Below are 17,023 nucleotides of genomic sequence, written 5' to 3' on the forward strand. Positions count from 1 at the left end.
ATTTTACGTATCTTTGCCCCCAAGAAGAAAAGATGAAGATACTCAAAGAAGTAACTTCAATCGTAAAATCGTAAATCGTAAAATCGTAAATATAACTATGATTCTTTTTTTCAGAACCCCATCCAAGAGTGTGATTGCCGTAGAATGTAATCATGAACTCCCCCAGGCAGACAGCGACAAACTCTGCTGGCTTTTTGGAGAAGCCACCCCCGAAAGTGAAGACAACCTGAAAGGACATTTCGTCGGCCCGCGCCGTGAGATGATTACTCCTTGGAGTACAAACGCCGTAGAAATCACCCAGAATATGGGGCTGGACGGCATCATACGCATCGAAGAGTACTTCCCCGTAAAAGATGAGAACGCAGACCACGACCCGATGCTGCAACGTATGTACAAGGGGCTGGACCAGAATGTATTTACAACCAACCGGCAGCCGGAACCGATTGTACACATCGAAGACCTGGAGGCATACAATGAAAAGGAAGGTCTGGCACTTTCCAAAGAGGAAATGGATTACCTCAAGAAGGTAGAGAAAGACCTCGGGCGCCCTCTGACAGACTCCGAAGTATTCGGCTTCGCGCAAATCAACTCCGAGCACTGCCGTCACAAAATCTTCGGCGGAACATTCATCATCGATGGAGTGGAACAGGAATCTTCACTCTTCCAAATGATAAAGAAGACCACACAAGAGAATCCCAACAAGATTATCTCTGCCTACAAAGACAATGTGGCCTTTGCCGAAGGTCCGGTTATCGAACAGTTTGCTCCGGCAGACCACTCCAAGCCCGACTATTTCCAAGTAAAAGACATCAAGAGTGTCATCTCCCTGAAAGCGGAAACACATAACTTTCCCACAACAGTAGAACCGTTCAACGGTGCGTCTACCGGTACGGGCGGTGAGATTCGCGACCGTATGGGCGGCGGTAAGGGCTCTTGGCCGATTGCCGGAACAGCCGTTTACATGACCTCCTACCCCCGTACGGAAGAAGGACGTCCCTGGGAAGAGATTCTGCCGGTACGCAAATGGCTGTATCAAACTCCCGAACAAATACTAATCAAAGCCTCCAATGGTGCCAGTGATTTCGGGAACAAATTCGGCCAACCGCTAATCTGCGGTTCCGTGCTCACTTTCGAACATAAGGAAAAAGATGAAGTCTATGGTTACGACAAAGTGATTATGCTTGCCGGAGGCGTAGGCTACGGTACCCAGCGTGACTGTTTGAAAGGTACACCGGAAGCCGGCAACAAAGTGGTTGTCATCGGTGGAGACAATTATCGCATCGGTTTGGGCGGCGGCTCCGTATCTTCCGTAGATACCGGACGCTACAGCAGTGGCATCGAGCTGAATGCTGTACAACGCGCCAACGCCGAAATGCAGAAACGCGCCTACAACGTGGTACGCGCACTTTGTGAGGAAGAGACCAATCCGGTGGTTTCCATCCACGACCACGGCTCTGCCGGACATGTAAACTGTCTGTCCGAATTGGTAGAGGAATGCGGCGGTTTAATTGACATGAGCAAGTTGCCCATCGGTGACACGACTCTGTCTGCCAAGGAAATCATTGCCAACGAAAGCCAGGAACGCATGGGCTTGCTGATTCAGGAAGAGGCCATCGAACATGTACGCAAGGTAGCCGAACGTGAGCGTGCCCCGATGTACGTAGTCGGTGAAACGACCGGCGACCATCGCTTTGCCTTCCAGCAAGCTGACGGTGTACGTCCGTTCGACCTCGCCGTAGAACAGATGTTCGGCTCTTCCCCCAAGACCTATATGGTGGACAAGACCGTGGAACGTCACTACGAAATGCCCCAATACGAAGTTTCCCAACTACACGAATACCTCACCAATGTGCTCCAACTGGAAGCTGTGGCTTGTAAAGACTGGTTAACAAACAAGGTGGACCGTTCTGTAACAGGCAAAATTGCTCGCCAACAGTGCCAGGGTGAATTGCAGTTGCCTCTGAGCGATTGTGGTGTGGTAGCTTTGGACTATCGCGGCGAAAAGGGTATCGCAACCTCTCTGGGCCATGCTCCCCAGGCGGCACTTGCCGACCCTGCAGCCGGCTCCGTTCTTTCCGTCAGCGAAGCATTGACCAACTTGGTTTGGGCACCGCTTGCCGAAGGTCTGGACAGCGTTTCCCTTTCTGCCAACTGGATGTGGCCTTGCCGTTCGCAAGAAGGTGAAGATGCCCGTCTGTACACGGCAGTAAAGGCCTTGAGTGACTTCTGCTGTTCCCTGCAAATCAATGTACCGACCGGTAAAGACTCTCTTTCCATGACACAGAAATACCCCGACGGCAGCAAAGTAATTTCTCCGGGCACGGTAATTGTTTCTGCCGGTGGAGAAGTTTCCGACGTCAAGAAAGTCGTATCTCCGGTGCTGGTTAACAATGAAAAGACTACCATTTATCATATAGACTTCAGTTTCGACAACCTGAAACTCGGCGGTTCCGCCTTTGCTCAGACCCTGGGCAAGGTAGGTGACGAAGTTCCCAGCGTGCAGGATGCCGAATACTTCCGCGATGCTTTCCTTGCCGTGCAGGAACTGGTCAACAAGGGACTGATTCTTGCCGGACATGATATTTCCGCCGGTGGTCTTATCACTACACTGCTTGAAATGTGCTTTGCCAATGTGGAAGGCGGTATGGAAATCAACCTGGATAAAATCAAGGAGCAAGACCTTATCAAGATTCTGTTTGCAGAGAACCCGGGTATCGTTATCCAGGTGAGCGACAAGCACAAGGAAGCTGTAAAGCAAATACTGGAAGATGCAGGCGTAGGTTACGTGAAGCTCGGCAAACCGACAGACGAACGCCATATTCTTGTATCAAAAGGCGATGCTACTTATCAGTTTGGCATCGACTATATGCGTGATGTATGGTACTCTACTTCTTATCTCCTTGACCGTAAGCAGTCCATGAACGGCTGCGCCAAGAAGCGTTTCGAAAACTACAAGATGCAACCGGTGGAATTCGCCTTCATGCCGGACTTCAAAGGCAAGTTCTCACAATACGGCATTAATCCGGACCGCCGTACACCGTCAGGTATACGCGCCGCCATCATCCGTGAAAAAGGAACCAACGGCGAACGCGAAATGGCCTACTCACTCTATCTGGCAGGCTTCGATGTGAAGGATGTTACAATGACCGACCTTATCAGCGGCCGCGAGACGCTGGAAGATGTAAACATGATTGTTTACTGCGGTGGTTTCTCCAACTCCGACGTTCTTGGTTCTGCTAAGGGTTGGGCAGGTGCTTTCCTCTTCAATCCGAAAGCAAAAGAAGCGCTCGACAAATATTATGCACGCGAGGATACGCTTTCACTGGGTGTCTGCAACGGCTGCCAGCTCATGATGGAACTTAATCTTATCAATCCCGAGCACAAGAAAAACGGCAAGATGCTTCATAATGACTCACACAAGTTTGAATCCAGATTCCTCGGTGTTACCGTCCCCACCAACCGCAGCGTAATGCTCGGCTCACTGAGTGGCAGCAAACTGGGTATCTGGGTAGCTCACGGTGAAGGAAAATTCTCCTTGCCATACGACGAGGACAAATACAACGTCGTGCTGAAATACTCATACGACGAATATCCTTCCAACCCCAACGGCTCAGATTATTCCATAGCCGGATTGGCAAGTGCCGACGGACGTCATCTGGCCATGATGCCCCACTTGGAACGTGCCATCTTCCCCTGGCAGAACGGTTGCTACCCCGCAGACCGCGTAAACAGCGACCAAATCACTCCTTGGGTAGAAGCATTTGTCAATGCACGCAAGTGGGTGGAAGCCAATAAAAAATGAGCTGAACTTCCTTTTTTATAGAAATGTAACAAGCGCGGGTTATGAATAATCTCGCGCTTGTTACATTTCTATTCTTCGCTTTCTTTTTGTTTTTCTCAAACAAAAGCATTATTTTTGTGTTTATTTTCAACTCTCCCTCAGTACAACATTCAAAAAACCGTTCGACAATTATGAAAAAGTACTTCTTTTTCTACATACTACTATTATTGCCAATTATAGGCATTGCACAAACATACAAATACATCGGTGTGGAAGACGGTTTGAGCAACAGACGGGTATATGCAATTCAAAAGGGACCTAAAGGTTACATGTGGTTTCTTACCCACGACGGCATCGACCGATACAACGGAAAGGACTTCAAGCCGTACAAATTGATGGATGGAAATGAAGAAGTGAATTCCATGATGAACCTGAATTGGCTCTATGTTGATCCCAAAGGCACCATATGGGAAATAGGCAAAAAAGGACGTGTGTTCCGCTATGATACAAAACACGATCGCTTTGTCCTGGTATACAAGCTACCCGAAAGCGAAGTGAAAGGACGTCCAACCCCTATCAGTTACGGTTTTGTGGATGCCAACAGCGTAATATGGCTTTGCAATGAAGATGCCCTATATCTGTACGACAGCAATACCCAGAAGGTAACATTCATTCAAAACGAAATAGGAGAACGAATTACGGATATCGCACAGATTGATTCGACCCACTTCTTCATCGGAACCGACATCGGTATACACTATGCTGAACTGGCCAACAACATCCTCACCCTCAGCCCCTGCAACCAGTTGGATACCTTGAAGATACAAATCAACGAACTATACTATCACAAACCATCCCACAAGGTTTTTATCGGTACTTTCCAGCGGGGAATATTCTCCTATGACCTAAACAAGCACAAGGTCATGCATATACCATCCGGACTGATGGACATCAGCATCAACTGTATCCGTGCCTTCAATGACAATGAGATTCTCATCGCAACGGACGGAGCCGGTGTCTACAAGATGAATACCGATACCTATGCATCCGAACCGTATATCGTTGCCGACTACAATCGGTACAACTCAATGAACGGAAATACTATCAATGACATTTACATCGACAGCGAGCAGCGTATCTGGATGGCCAATTATCCCATCGGCATAACTGTACGCAACAACCGATATGCCGATTACCAATGGATAAAACACTCTATCGGCAATAAACAATCACTCATCAATGACCAGGTAAACGCCATCATCGAGGACCATGACGGAGATTTATGGTTTGCCACGAACAACGGAATCAGCCTCTATTACAGCAAGACGAAACAATGGCATTCTTTTCTCAGCACCTTCGACTTCGAAAGCCATAGCAAAAATCACACCTTCATCTCACTATGCGAGGTGGAGCCCGGCATCATCTGGGCCGGAGGGTATAGTTCCGGCATCTACCAGATAAACAAGAAGCAACTGTCCATAGACTTCTTTACCCCATCCTTATTCAGCAATCTGAATATCCGGCCAGACAAGTATATTCGTTCCATTATGAAAGATTCTTCAGGAAACATCTGGTCCGGAGGGTATTATAACTTAAAAGAAATAGATTATTCCAGAAAAAACATACGGCACTTCCCGGGCTTGAATGGTATCACCGCTATCATAGAGAAGGACTCCACACATATGTGGATAGGCACTGCCACCGGCTTGTACCTATTGGAAAAAGTGACCGGTAAGTATAGCTATATCCAGATGCCGGTAGAATCCTATTACATCTATTCTCTATACCAAGCTTCCGACGGAATGCTGTATATCGGTACCAACAATGCCGGTTTACTGGTATATGATACGACCAAAAACACATTCAGACATTATCATAGAGACAACTGCGCTTTGATTTCCAATAATATCTATACACTATTGTCCGATGGTAAAGGAAATATCTTCCTGAGTACAGAACACGGTCTGTCCACCTTCTATCCTGCCGAAGAGACATTCCATAACTGGACCAAAGAACAAGGACTGAAGTCTGACCATTTCAACGCAGCCTCAGGCACCTTGAGGAAAAACGGCAATTTCATTTTCGGCAGTACGGATGGAGCCATAGAGTTCGACAAGGACATGGTCCTGCCTCGCGACTATAAGTTCAAAATGGTATTCAATGACCTGCGGGTATTCTATCAGACCGTTTATCCCAAGGATGAAGGTTCTCCACTTATTCTGGATATTGACGAGACAAAAACCTTGCGTTTGAAGTACAACCAGAACATCTTCTCATTGCGGGTCTCAGACATCAACTATGACTATCCTTCCCTAATTCTGTACTCCTGGAAACTGGAAGGCTTCTATGAGGGTTGGAGCCGTCCGGGAGAGGAAAACGTCATCCGTTTTACCAACCTGAGTCCGGGCAACTATACCCTCCGCGTACGTGCCATCTCCAACGAAGACCGTCGTATTGTCCTGGAGGAACGCAGTATGGACATCATTATCGAGCAACCCCTCTGGCTCAGTTTCTGGGCGCTGATACTCTATGCAGTAATTATCATATCCATTGCAAGCATCACTCTGCGAATAATAGTCTTGAGAAAACAGCGGAAAGAATCCGATGAGAAAATACGCTTCTTCGTCAATACGGCGCATGATATACGTACTCCACTGACGCTCATCAAAGCACCCTTGGAAGAAATCACCGAACGCGAGCAACTGACTTCCAGCGGACAGAGCAACATCAATACAGCCCTGCGAAACGTAAATGCCTTGTTGCGCCTGACCACCAACCTTATTAATTTCGAGCGCGCAGACACCTATTCCGGAAGTCTATACGTATCCGAATACGAACTGAGCACATATATGGAAGAGACGATCGATGCTTTCCGTTCATACGCAAACATAAAACACATCAACCTGACCTACGAAAGCAGCTTCCGTTATCTGAACGTATGGTTAGATAAGGACAAGATGGATTCCATTTTGAAAAATATCATATCCAACGCACTGAAATATACACCGGACGGCGGCAATGTACATGTCTTTACTTCCGAGACAGAAGATACCTGGAGTATTGAGGTGAAAGATACCGGTATCGGAATTCCGGCTTCAGAACAGAAAAAGCTGTTCAAGATGCATTTCCGTGGCAGTAATGCTATCAATTCCAAAGTTACCGGCAGCGGCATCGGACTACTTCTGGTAGGGAAACTTGTACACTTACATAAAGGAAAGCTCAACTTCAGCAGCATGGAAGGGAAAGGCTCTTGCATCAAAATCACGTTCCCCAAAGGGAACAAGCATTTCCGCAAGGCAATCCAACGCCCTCAGCCCCAAAACGAACGTATTGTTTATTCGGCTTCCGGAGTGCCTATCAATGCCTCCGCCACATCGTCCCCTGCTTCCAGCGACATCTACGACAAGACGCAGCAACAGTCGCAAAACAACAGTAGCCACCAGAAAATTCTTATTGTAGAGGACAATGACGAACTAAGGGAATATCTGCGCAGAACATTGTCTGAACAGTACAACATACAAGTATGCTCCAATGGAAAAGAAGCACTGACCATTGTCAAGGAGTATATGCCCAACCTCGTCATTTCAGACATTATGATGCCGGAAATGAGAGGAGACGAATTGTGTCATATCCTGAAGAACGACATCGAGACATCACATATCCCCATCATCCTGCTCACAGCACTGAATACCGACAAGAATATCATCGAGGGACTGCAAAGCGGAGCGGATGAATATATTGTGAAACCCTTCAATATCGGTATATTGCGAGCAAACATTGCCAACCTGCTGACTAACCGGGCACTGTTGCGCCACAAATATACCAGCCTGGACCTGAACGACGAGAAGAACAATACGGATTGCATCAACTGCTCCAACGACTTGGACTGGAAATTCATTGCAACCGTCAAAAAGAGCGTCGAAGACAATATGGACAACCCAAGCTTCAACGTCGACGTGCTCTGCAACCTGCTGAATATGAGCAGGACCAGCTTCTACAATAAGATAAAGGCACTGACCGACCAAGCTCCGGCTGACTACATCCGGCTGATTCGACTGAAACATGCCGCCCAACTTCTGAAAGGACAAAAGCATACCATCACCGAGATTTCAGAACTGACCGGTTTCAGTGATGCGAAATATTTCCGTGAAGTATTCAAGAAACATTTCAATATGAGCCCAAGCCAGTATGCCAAGAGAGGGAAAGAAGGGAAAGATGATGAAGAAATAAAGTAAATTACAACATTTTGAATATGAATATATATCTTGAAGCATTCTCCATTTTCTTTAAGATAGGAGCCTTTACCATCGGCGGCGGTTATGCTATGGTACCGCTGATAGAAAACGAAATCGTAACCAAACGAAACTGGATAGCCAAAGAAGATTTCATTGACCTGCTTGCTATATCACAGTCCGCTCCGGGCATCCTTGCCGTCAATATATCCATTTTTATAGGGTACCGGCTACGGGGAATACGAGGGAGCATAATCACTGCATTGGGAACCATACTTCCTTCGTTTCTCATCATCCTCGCCATAGCGTTGTTCTTTCACAACTTCAAGGACAACACCATTGTGGAACGTATATTCAAAGGTATTCGCCCGGCAGTGGTTGCATTGATTGCAGCCCCTACATTCAGCATGGCTAAATCGGCCCGGATAAACCGATACAACATATGGATACCGGTGGTTTCAGCACTGCTCATCTGGCTGTTGGGCTTCTCTCCCATCTGGATTATCATTGCGGCAGGTGTAGGGGGATACGTCTTCGGACGTTGGAAACATCCGAAGAATTAAAAATGAAAGAATTAAAAAATGAAAGGTGCAACAACACTAATCATTAATCACTAACCATTAATCACTAACCATGATTTTCTTACAGTTATTCTATACATTCTTTAAAATCGGCCTTTTCGGCTTTGGCGGCGGATATGCCATGCTGTCCATGATACAAGGCGAAGTAGTCACCCGTTATGGCTGGCTTTCCCCTCAAGAGTTTACTGATATTGTGGCAATCAGCCAAATGACACCCGGTCCGATAGGTATCAATTCGGCAACCTATGTAGGTTTTACGGTTACTGGTAGTGTATGGGGATCTATTGTCGCCACTTTTGCCGTAGTGCTCCCCTCTTTCCTACTGATGCTGACCATCAGCAAATTCTTTCTGAAATACCAGAAACATCCTTCCGTGGAAGCGGTATTCAGTGGGCTCCGCCCGGCAGTGGTCGGTCTGCTAGCCTCAGCCGCGCTGGTATTGATGAATTCGGAAAACTTCAGTTCTCCCAAAGAAGACATATATTCCTTCGTCATCAGCTGCCTCATCTTCCTCGTGGCATTTATAGGCACAAAGAAATATAAACTGAACCCGATAGGAATGATTGTAGCTTGTGGAATAGCAGGATTGATACTTTATTAAGGATTAAGGATTAAACGTTAATGATTAATCCCTAATCCTTAATCCCTAATTTTTAAAGTTTAATCTTCTTTCCAACGGATTTCGATTCATTATGCAGACGGTCCAAGGCTGTCACCACATAGCGGTACTTTGTCTTTCCGTCTTCGTAAGGAAGTTTATAGAAATTATCGCGCGTGATGGCTACAATATGGGAAGGGTCATCTATATTCACTTTCTCTTTGTCATTAAAGCGATAGACCACATATTGGACGGCACGGTTCATTTCCTCTTTATACTTGGGAGCTGTCCAGAAAAGAATATATCCGTCTTCCGTCCACACCGGTTTCATCTTACGTACCTTTGCCGGGGCTTCGTTATCCATGAAATCGAAAACGGGAGGTAGCGCCGGATACTTATGATATTCGGCAATCAGGGCATCGCGATACTTGCCTGCATTCTCTACAACCGCACTGGCAGGCCACTGGCAACTGCCACCGATGGTCTGATAGGCCCGTTGCAAGGCCATTTTGCGAGGAAGCTGATTTATCGACGGGTTCTTGGGGTCGGCATTCTGCACGGTGTTCATCACGGACTGGCCGATAAACAAGGGGCGGTTTTCCGTATTCCTGGCCCACCACTTCACCAGTGTCTCATAGTCGGCAACCGGATGTCCTATATGCCAATAAATCTGCGGAATATTATAGTCTATCCAACCTTCACGGGCCCACAGCAACACGTCCGCATAAAGGTCATCGTAGTTTTGCAGGCCTTTGGTCTTACTGCCAAGCGGGTCACTGCTTTCATTCCGGTAAATGCCAAACGGAGAAACCCCGAACTTCACCCACGGCTTGATTTCACGAATTGTTTCATGCAGTTTCTTAATCAGCACATTCACGTTGCTCCGGCGCCAGTCTCCTTTATTGCTGAAACCTCCGCCAAAACGTGCAAAACTTGCATCGTCAGGGAAATCCTTTCCCTTAATGGGATAAGGATAAAAGTAATCGTCCATATGAATGGCATCCACATCATAGCGGGAAACGATGTCGCTCACCACCATGCAGATGTGCCGGCGGCTCTCAGGCAGTGCCGGGTCAAAATACAACTGGTCGCCATAAGTGACAAACCATTCCGGATGGATATTGTACACATGATTGGGAGCCAACTCACTCTTCAAGGTCGTCTTCGTGCGATACGGATTAATCCATGCATGAAACTCCATACCACGCTTATGGCATTCATCAATCATAAACTGCATAGGGTCCCAATAGGGTTCGGGCGCTTTACCCTGCACTCCGGTAAGGAAACGACTCCACGGTTCCAGTCTGGAAGCATACAGAGCATCCGCTTCGGGACGTACCTGGAAAATGATGGCATTGATTCCCGCCTTCTGCAAGGAATTCAACTGCCCGATCAGATTCTGCTTCAGCTTTTCGGTCGGCATTCCACGGAACTGTCCGTTTACTGACTGTATCCATGCTGCACGAAATTCACGTTTAGGATAGGCAGACCCGGTCTGCACTTGCGCAAATACTCCTCCCGCCATTAGCAGCAAGAAGAATACACATAAAAGGGATTTTACTCTCATTCTCTAATTACAGCTTTTTAATACTTAAAATAGTTTATAATTAAGGTTTGTCCTTCATCGGCCATTCCACAATAAAGCGGCATCCTCCGCAATAGGTGTCATCCAGATAAATCCGGCCTCCCACCAACTCCATTATCTCATTGGCTATGGCAAGCCCCAATCCGGACCCTTTGGTAAACGTGTCCACTTTATAAAAACGTTCGAAAATACGGTCCGATTCGTCCGGCCTGATGCCTATACCGGTATCCTCTATCACGAAGCGCAATACATGTCGGGACTTATCTTCCTCGCAGGAAACGCGTATATGACCTTCTTCCGTAAACTTCACCGCATTATCCAACAAAGACACCAGCACCATTTTCAGCCATTGCCGGGCTGCATAAAAGGCCGTAATACCGGAAGCAGGCACATATTCCAGTTCAACTCCCGGCTTCAGTTCCAGACGGAAGCCCTCAATACATTCCTTGCAACACGCATCCACTTCTATCTCCTCCTCCTCCCGCGGCATCTCCCACACTCGCGAATCCATATCCGCAATATTGAGTATGTTCTCCATCAGGCTCAACAGATATGTATTGTTGCCCTCCACTTGTTCAACATACTCGCGCTTCTCCACATCATCCAGCTTCTCTTGAGCCAGCAAGGTAGAAAAGCCGACGATGGAATTCAACGGAGTACGGATTTCATGGGTGATATGCTGTATAAAGGAACTTTTGACCTGGCTCATTTTTTCCACCGCCCTGCGTGCAGCTTCCAACTTGCGGTTCATGGAGAGGGTGCGGATGTACAGATAAGTAATGAGCAGCAAGAGCAGCAATACCAGTCCGCCAACGGCCAAGGCTATCATCAGTCTTTCCTCGTTCAATCTGGCACTCAGTTCCAGTTTCTCCATCTTCAGCCGGTCCACCTCAAACTGTGCCGTATATTTGCTTAGCTTGTCATCCATCTCAGCCGTACGTACAGAATCACTCACGGCACCATATCTGGCATAACTGCGGCAAGCCGCACGATAATCGCCCAACTGTTCCTGCAGTTCTCCTTTCATATAATGGTTATAAGGATAGCAAAGCCCCAGTGAATGCTGATAATCCATGAGTGAATCCACGTAAGCAATGTTACCTTTCAAATCACCGAGGATACGGCAACACATTATCTTATAGCCAAACCATGCTTCGGGCGTCGAACTCTCCGGATGTTGACGGTAGAAACGGTCAGTCTCCTCAATATAAGGCTCAGCAGCCTTTCTACCTTCATTGGCCAATAAGCCTATAACCCTGAATTCACAGAAACGCAGGTGCAGGGAAGGGTCTATGTCGACTTGTTTACGGTTCAGTTCATCCTCCAGTTGCGACAATTTACTCAGATACTCGCCGGCTTCTGCATACTCACTGCGTGAAAGATAAGTCTGGATAATATTAAGCAACACCACGTATGCGTCACGATAGTAGCTGCCTTCCTCGAAAAGTTTCAGTGCATTGTTGTAATTCTCTATACACAGTTTCACATTGTTTCCAAAGACCCGATGGTTATACCCGATGCACATTTCGCCACAAGCCAATCCGTATTTGTCCCGGGCTTGCTCGGCATCCTGGTGGAGCCTGACGGTTTCAGCCATCGCCTCCTCTTGCATACCTTTCTCCGTCATGCGCTGAATGTACTGCCGCCACGCCATATACCGGTCTCGTGTCCGTTGGTATTTCCGGCACCAGTCCATATATTCATAGGTTGCGGCTTTCAGGTGGTCAATGTCCCCCAACTGATAATAATGAGAAATCAGGTTGTTGTGGGCATCGCTAATCTGTACCGTATCGTTCAGTTCGCGGGCAAGTTTCATCCACCGGGCATTGACGGAAGGCAGCCGGTCTTGTCCCAACACTTTCCGCGCACTATCTGCCAGAGCTTTCATCTCTCCATAAGGGTCTTCGGCATGCAGGATTGAGGGGTATAAACCTAATACCAGCACAACAAGAAGCCATTTTATATTACGCTTTACCATGTTCGGACATTAAAAGGAGTCGGATGCGAATTTAGTGCTTTTATTTAATGTAAATTAGCAGTCATCCTAAAGTATAACAAATCTTAACCTTGCCTGTCTGATACGATTTTTCCAGCAGGTTCGTTTTATTCTACCCCGGTTTGCATTATCTTTGCAAATCCTAAATCACATAAGTGACTTTTATATGGCAGAAAATACATCGATTATCATAAAGGGAGCTCGTGTCAATAACCTCAAGAACATTGACGTAGAGATTCCCCGTAACAAACTCGTAGTCATCACCGGACTGTCCGGTTCCGGAAAATCCTCACTTGCTTTCGATACATTATATGCCGAGGGGCAGCGCCGCTACGTGGAGAGCTTGAGCAGTTACGCCCGCCAATTCCTGGGACGCATGAGCAAGCCCGAATGCGATTTCATCAAAGGCATCCCGCCTGCCATTGCCATCGAGCAGAAAGTTAGCAGCCGCAATCCGCGGTCCACCGTGGGCACCTCCACCGAAATATACGAATACCTGCGGCTGCTCTATGCCCGTGTGGGGAAAACCTTCAGCCCGGTCAGCGGACAGGAAGTGAAGAAGCATTCGGCGGAAGACATCGTGAAGTGCATGCTGGAATATCCGGAAGGAACCAGATATACCGTGCTCGCCCCGATATTGCTGCGCGAAGACCGCACGCTGCAACAACAACTGGAGATAGACATGAAGCAAGGTTTCACCCGTCTGGAAGTGAACGGTGAGATGATGCGCATCGACGAATACAAGCCGAAAGAGGGAGACACCGTTTTCCTGCTGATTGACCGTATGACAGCCTCTTCCGAAAAGGACTCCGTGAGCCGCCTCACCGACTCGGCAGAGACAGCCATGTACGAAGGAGACGGCGCCTGCCTGCTGCGGTTCTACCAGTCCGACGGAAGCACCTGCCTCTACCGGTTCAGCACCAAGTTCGAGGCGGACGGCATCATCTTCGAGGAGCCGAACGACCAGATGTTCTCCTTCAACTCTCCCATCGGCGCATGTCCCGTATGCGAGGGATTCGGGAAAGTCATCGGCATCGACGAGCATCTCGTGATACCCGACCGCTCCTTGTCCGTCTATGATGGAGCCGTTGTATGCTGGCGGGGCGAAAAGATGGGCGAATGGAGGGATATGGTGATACACGGAGCCGAGAAAGCCGGCTTCCCCATCTTCACTCCCTATTATGAACTGACCGACGAGCAACGCCGGATGCTGTGGGAAGGGACACCCTACTTTGAGGGCATCAACGCCTTCTTCAAGATGGTGCAGGAAAATCAGTACAAGATACAATACCGTGTGATGCTGGCACGCTACCGCGGAAAGACGCTCTGCCCCAAATGCCACGGTACCCGCCTGAAGCCCGAAGCAAACTACGTACGCGTGGGAGGACGCAACATCTCCGAACTGGTAGATTTGCCCATCACTGAGTTGAAGCTCTTCTTCGACAACCTGCAGCTAGACCCACATGACGCCGACATAGCCCGCCGCATCCTGACAGAAATCAACAGCCGCATCCAATTCCTATTGGATGTCGGTTTGGGATACCTCACGCTGAACCGCCTCAGCAACTCGCTCTCCGGCGGTGAAAGCCAGCGAATCAACCTCGCCACCTCGCTGGGAAGTAGTCTGGTGGGCAGCCTGTATATTCTTGACGAACCGAGCATCGGCCTGCATAGCCGCGATACGGACAAACTGATACACGTGCTCCGCCAGCTGCAACAGTTGGGCAATACGGTAGTGGTAGTGGAACACGATGAAGAGATTATCCGTGCTGCCGACTATATCATCGACATCGGTCCCCGGGCAGGCCGCCTGGGAGGGAAGGTCGTCTACCAAGGAGATATGAAAGACCTTCAGAAAGACAGTGACAGCTATACCGTGCGCTATCTGCTGGGCGAAGAAACCATCCCCCTGCCGGAACACCGCCGCCCGTGGAACAACTACATAGAAATAAAAGGCGCACGCGAAAACAACCTGAAGGGTGTAGAGGCACGGTTCCCGCTGAATGTAATGACCGTAGTCACCGGTGTCAGCGGTTCGGGCAAGAGTACGCTGGTACGCGACATCTTCTACCGCGCCCTGAAACGAGAGCTGGATGAATGCAACGAACGTCCAGGCGAGTTCACTTCCATTGGAGGAGACTTGCAGAACCTGCGCAATGTAGAGTTTGTTGACCAGAATCCTATCGGGAAGTCATCGAGAAGTAACCCCGTGACCTACATCAAGGCCTACGATGAAATCCGTAAACTATGGGCGGACCAACCGCTTGCCAAGCAGATGGGATACAGTGCCGGATACTTCAGCTTCAACAGCGAAGGCGGCCGTTGCGAGGAATGCAAGGGTGAAGGCACCATCACGGTGGAGATGCAATTCATGGCAGACCTTGTACTGGAATGCGAATCCTGCCACGGCAAACGCTTCAAGGCGGACACGCTGGAAGTGAAGTTCCACGACATGAATATCTACGACGTATTGGAGATGACCGTAAACCAAGCCATCGAATTCTTTACGCAACACGGACAGAAAAAGATTGTGAAGAAGCTGCAACCCTTGCAGGATGTAGGTTTGGGATATATCAAACTGGGGCAAGCCTCCTCCACCCTCTCCGGTGGAGAGAACCAGCGCGTGAAACTCGCCTTCTACCTCAGCCAGGAGAAAGCAGACCCGACCATGTTCATCTTCGATGAACCGACCACCGGACTACACTTCCATGACATCAAGAAACTGCTCGAAGCCTTCGATGCCCTAATACGCCGCGGGCACAGCATTGTCATCATCGAACATAATCTGGATGTGGTGAAGTGTGCGGACCATGTGATAGACCTGGGGCCCGAAGGAGGGGACAAAGGAGGAAACATCGTAGCTACCGGTACACCGGAGGAAGTGGCGAAGTGTGCGGCAAGTTATACGGGACAATTCTTGCAAGAGAAATTACACCCCTCGCTTCCTTAAATAGAACACAGAGGCACGGAGACACAGAGATATTAAATTCAAGGAAAAAGAATAAAACTCTATGCCTCCGTGTCTTTGTGCTTAATCTTACCGGGTGCTACTACTCCAATTTAAAAGTAACCGGAAAAGTAAATTCCACCTTCACGGCTTTACCCTGCTGCATCCCCGGTTTCCATTGTGGCATCAATTCTACAATCCGTAATGCTTCCTCATCCAGGGCAGGATACCTGCTGCGCATAATAACGGGGTCCGTCACACGACCATTCTCGTCAATCACCACGCTGACAGCAACTCTTCCTTGAATGCCATTCTTACGGACTTCTTCCGGATAACGGATATTCTTTTGAATAAAATCCATTAAGGCTTTCATACCTCCCGGAAACTCGGGCATCACTTCCACTACTTTATAGACCGGTTCTTCCATTGGCTCTTCCGTTATCAATTGTGGGCTCCCGCCCTTCCCTGCATCCGAAATATAAGGGGGAAGAGATGTCTTTTCCGCCGTTCTCCATTCTTCCTCATTGTCCGTCAATCTGAACTCAGCCATCATCAAGACAGGTTTCCTCCTGATGGTTATCTCATAAAAGTAACGGTAGCGTCCCGGCTTGTTGGGATGCACATCCGGATAAAGAGAGGCTTTCATAACCCTTTCCTCCCCATCCCGCAGCACATAGGCGATGTCCCAAAAGGCAGCGTTTATCGGCAATTCCCGCCAGGTACCTTTTTCGTCTTCGAACGTCAGGTAGTAATGCTCGCCGCAGGTCAAATCTCCGCCACTGTGATTGCTGAGGATGAATGTCGCATGAGGCGCTTTCGTTGAAAAGACTGGATATTCGGGACGGATATGGATGCCACGAATATGATTCCTGCCTACTCTCTCGTTGATGACGGGGACTTCTACACCATGAAAACAGAAAACGGGGGAGTCCATTATCTCCTCCCGGAACTCTTTCCGTTTTTCAGGAGTATTCACAATCAAATCTATATCTATGCAATGCATCCCCACCCCATATCCGGTCACATTCCTCCGGATGTGTGTGTAGGTTGTGTTTTCCAACCGCTTTCTCAGTTCGTCGTGAATGGCAAGCAATTGTTTTTGCAAGCAGTCACCGTCATCCACGAGCCCTATCTTGAGGCTATCGCTCACTGATTTTTCCTGCAACCGTCGGTCTAACCCTACCGTATCTACAGAATCTTCAGGCATTTCTACGCGTTCCGTCTTATTCATCTTGCAGGATGAAAGGCAACAAAGCAATAGGAGAAAACAAACTCTGTTCATAGCATTTTGTATTTCAAGTCC

Annotated in this window: 8 protein-coding genes; 5 read left to right on the plus strand and 3 right to left on the minus strand. The window is 48.2% G+C overall.

Annotation, left to right across the window (positions count from 1 at the left end):
• Nucleotides 1–97: 97 nt before the first annotated feature.
• From purL to CSD97_RS09140, 4 genes are all read left to right on the plus strand, one after another.
• Nucleotides 98–3,802: a phosphoribosylformylglycinamidine synthase gene (purL, locus tag CSD97_RS09125; protein ID WP_005835720.1), complete on the plus strand. Its 3,705-nt coding sequence runs from the start codon at nt 98–100 to the stop codon at nt 3,800–3,802.
• Between the two features lie 170 nt (nt 3,803–3,972).
• On the plus strand, nt 3,973–8,016 hold the full coding sequence (locus tag CSD97_RS09130; protein ID WP_098032311.1) for a two-component regulator propeller domain-containing protein: 4,044 nt from the start codon (nt 3,973–3,975) through the stop codon (nt 8,014–8,016).
• Between the two features lie 17 nt (nt 8,017–8,033).
• Nucleotides 8,034–8,576: a chromate transporter gene (locus tag CSD97_RS09135; protein WP_057098170.1), complete on the plus strand. Its 543-nt coding sequence runs from the start codon at nt 8,034–8,036 to the stop codon at nt 8,574–8,576.
• Nucleotides 8,577–8,646: 70 nt separating this feature from the next.
• Nucleotides 8,647–9,195, plus strand: a complete 549-nt coding sequence (locus CSD97_RS09140; RefSeq protein WP_057098171.1) for a chromate transporter — start codon at nt 8,647–8,649, stop codon at nt 9,193–9,195.
• 52 nt (nt 9,196–9,247) lie between these two features.
• Here the strand turns inward: CSD97_RS09140 and CSD97_RS09145 are convergent, their stop codons facing one another.
• Complete coding sequence (locus tag CSD97_RS09145) at nt 9,248–10,759, minus strand: family 10 glycosylhydrolase (protein WP_034525493.1); 1,512 nt, start codon at nt 10,757–10,759, stop codon at nt 9,248–9,250.
• 40 nt (nt 10,760–10,799) lie between these two features.
• The gene (locus CSD97_RS09150; protein WP_057098172.1) at nt 10,800–12,755 is read right to left on the minus strand and encodes a HAMP domain-containing sensor histidine kinase; all 1,956 of its coding nucleotides are present in this window, start codon (nt 12,753–12,755) and stop codon (nt 10,800–10,802) included.
• Nucleotides 12,756–12,939: 184 nt separating this feature from the next.
• Here CSD97_RS09150 and uvrA point away from each other — a divergent pair, with 184 nt between their 5' ends.
• A complete protein-coding gene (gene uvrA / locus CSD97_RS09155; protein ID WP_005826305.1) occupies nt 12,940–15,723 on the plus strand; it encodes an excinuclease ABC subunit UvrA in 2,784 nt (927 codons plus the stop codon).
• 100 nt (nt 15,724–15,823) lie between these two features.
• Here the strand turns inward: uvrA and CSD97_RS09160 are convergent, their stop codons facing one another.
• Nucleotides 15,824–17,002, minus strand: a complete 1,179-nt coding sequence (locus tag CSD97_RS09160; RefSeq protein ID WP_057098173.1) for an energy transducer TonB — start codon at nt 17,000–17,002, stop codon at nt 15,824–15,826.
• Nucleotides 17,003–17,023: the final 21 nt, after the last annotated feature.

Source organism: Bacteroides sp. AR29 (assembly GCF_900217715.1).
Lineage (GTDB): Bacteria > Bacteroidota > Bacteroidia > Bacteroidales > Bacteroidaceae > Bacteroides > Bacteroides uniformis.